Origin of the sequence: Lactobacillus sp. UMNPBX12 (genome assembly GCF_002553955.1) — a bacterium.
In the GTDB taxonomy this organism is placed as follows: Bacteria; Bacillota; Bacilli; order Lactobacillales; family Lactobacillaceae; genus Lactobacillus; species Lactobacillus crispatus.
Genome location: NZ_PCYY01000053.1, coordinates 1 through 2052 on the forward strand (window position 1 = coordinate 1; position 2052 = coordinate 2052).

Sequence of the window (2052 nt, forward strand, 5' to 3'; positions counted from 1 at the left end):
ATTAATAAAGTCGCTTCGAGAGATGCGACGAGAGCTTAAAAACAGACATGTAAGGAAAGAAAACAAATAAAAAGAAAAAAGTACTTGCAAAGAAGTAAATAAGCTGGTAATATATTTAAATGTCGTCAGGTGAAAGCAGAAAAAGCTTGAGCAAGACGGAAAAACAAATCAAAAAAGTTCTTGACAAAGAAATGATGGTTTGATAAAATATAAAAGCTGTCTGCTTTACAAAAAGCAAGACAGAGGTAGTACTTTGAAAACTGAACAAAGTTTCGCTAAAAGTGTGCGGGTGTAAAAACCCAAACAAGAAGCGAAGTCAATTCGCAAGCAATAAATTTGAGACAAAGATCTTAAATAAGGAATGAGCAATCATTCAAACTTTTTAAAATGAGAGTTTGATCCTGGCTCAGGACGAACGCTGGCGGCGTGCCTAATACATGCAAGTCGAGCGAGCGGAACTAACAGATTTACTTCGGTAATGACGTTAGGAAAGCGAGCGGCGGATGGGTGAGTAACACGTGGGGAACCTGCCCCATAGTCTGGGATACCACTTGGAAACAGGTGCTAATACCGGATAAGAAAGCAGATCGCATGATCAGCTTTTAAAAGGCGGCGTAAGCTGTCGCTATGGGATGGCCCCGCGGTGCATTAGCTAGTTGGTAAGGTAAAGGCTTACCAAGGCGATGATGCATAGCCGAGTTGAGAGACTGATCGGCCACATTGGGACTGAGACACGGCCCAAACTCCTACGGGAGGCAGCAGTAGGGAATCTTCCACAATGGACGCAAGTCTGATGGAGCAACGCCGCGTGAGTGAAGAAGGTTTTCGGATCGTAAAGCTCTGTTGTTGGTGAAGAAGGATAGAGGTAGTAACTGGCCTTTATTTGACGGTAATCAACCAGAAAGTCACGGCTAACTACGTGCCAGCAGCCGCGGTAATACGTAGGTGGCAAGCGTTGTCCGGATTTATTGGGCGTAAAGCGAGCGCAGGCGGAAGAATAAGTCTGATGTGAAAGCCCTCGGCTTAACCGAGGAACTGCATCGGAAACTGTTTTTCTTGAGTGCAGAAGAGGAGAGTGGAACTCCATGTGTAGCGGTGGAATGCGTAGATATATGGAAGAACACCAGTGGCGAAGGCGGCTCTCTGGTCTGCAACTGACGCTGAGGCTCGAAAGCATGGGTAGCGAACAGGATTAGATACCCTGGTAGTCCATGCCGTAAACGATGAGTGCTAAGTGTTGGGAGGTTTCCGCCTCTCAGTGCTGCAGCTAACGCATTAAGCACTCCGCCTGGGGAGTACGACCGCAAGGTTGAAACTCAAAGGAATTGACGGGGGCCCGCACAAGCGGTGGAGCATGTGGTTTAATTCGAAGCAACGCGAAGAACCTTACCAGGTCTTGACATCTAGTGCCATTTGTAGAGATACAAAGTTCCCTTCGGGGACGCTAAGACAGGTGGTGCATGGCTGTCGTCAGCTCGTGTCGTGAGATGTTGGGTTAAGTCCCGCAACGAGCGCAACCCTTGTTATTAGTTGCCAGCATTAAGTTGGGCACTCTAATGAGACTGCCGGTGACAAACCGGAGGAAGGTGGGGATGACGTCAAGTCATCATGCCCCTTATGACCTGGGCTACACACGTGCTACAATGGGCAGTACAACGAGAAGCGAGCCTGCGAAGGCAAGCGAATCTCTGAAAGCTGTTCTCAGTTCGGACTGCAGTCTGCAACTCGACTGCACGAAGCTGGAATCGCTAGTAATCGCGGATCAGCACGCCGCGGTGAATACGTTCCCGGGCCTTGTACACACCGCCCGTCACACCATGGGAGTCTGCAATGCCCAAAGCCGGTGGCCTAACCTTCGGGAAGGAGCCGTCTAAGGCAGGGCAGATGACTGGGGTGAAGTCGTAACAAGGTAGCCGTAGGAGAACCTGCGGCTGGATCACCTCCTTTCTAAGGAAGCGAAGGATATGGAGAGCAGGAATGCTAAGAGAAGTATCCAGAGCAAGCGGAAGCACACTGAGAAACTTTGTTTAGTTTTGAGGGTAGTACCTCAAA

1 rRNA gene is annotated in these 2052 nt (G+C 48.8%); it reads left to right on the forward strand.

Features of this window, described 5'->3' with window-relative positions:
- The first annotated feature begins 383 nt into the window (after positions 1 to 383).
- Positions 384 to 1947 (forward strand): 16S ribosomal RNA (locus tag CP363_RS10405).
- Positions 1948 to 2052: the final 105 nt, after the last annotated feature.